Genomic DNA, 855 nt, shown 5'->3' on the forward strand with positions numbered 1-855 from the left:
TGCTCATACCGATGAAGACAAACACATGATTTCGGCGGTCCAGGACGTGAAAGAATCGTTCGGCCTGGACAAGGTTCCTGGTGAATTGTTGGCCGACGGCATGATGAGCACTGGCGAGAATCTCGCCCGTTGCGAAGAGCTGGAGATCGACTTCTATTCTCCGATCAAGCTGGGCTGCAAAGACAACCCGGCAGATCGCCAAGATCCGCGTCAGCCTGTGCCCGAAGCGGACTGGGATCGCCTGCCCGCCTCAACGACGAAGCGCGACGGCAAAAAGATCAAGCGATTCAACAAGAACGCATTTATCTACGAACCTGACGAGGACTGTTATTGGTGTCCTGCCGGCGAGAAACTTGCTTATCAGCACCAAACGAGCCAAATGGAGAACGGTCGTCGTCGAATCTTTTACCGTTACCAGAGCTCTGCGGAGTCGTGTCAAGGTTGCCCGCTTGCGTCTCGATGTCTTGGCGCGAAGTCCAAGACTCGTGGGGTCAGTCACGGCGAGCATGAATCGAAGCGTCGCAATCATGCTGAGAAGATGAAATCATCCGAATCACAAGCCAAGTACGCTCGTCGTCGTTCTCCCGGTGAACGCCCCTTCGCAGTAATCAAGGCCAAGTACGGGGCGCGGCAATTCTTCAGCCGCGGTCTGCAGCGTGTGCGAAACGAGTGGCTGTGGTTGGTCAGCGCATTCAACCTCGAACGATTGCTATCGCTCCAGGCCAGCGGCCCAGATCCGCCAAGGCGACGTTAAACGATCGTTTTTTCATCCCGCCCGTTTCCTCCAGCCAGCCGACCCACGAAAAATAACGGTGGGGATGCTGTGTCTTGAGGGAACGGGGGTCAGGGGGGAAA

The 855-nt window shown here is 56.1% G+C and carries 1 protein-coding gene; it reads left to right on the forward strand.

Features of this window, described 5'->3' with window-relative positions; translation table 11 throughout:
* Window positions 1-754: transposase (locus H1B37_RS32975; protein ID WP_220498501.1), on the forward strand; the 754-nt coding region annotated here is incomplete at its 5' end.
* Window positions 755-855: the final 101 nt, after the last annotated feature.

The sequence above is a fragment of the Stieleria mannarensis genome, from assembly GCF_014154935.1.
GTDB lineage: Bacteria > Planctomycetota > Planctomycetia > Pirellulales > Pirellulaceae > Stieleria > Stieleria mannarensis.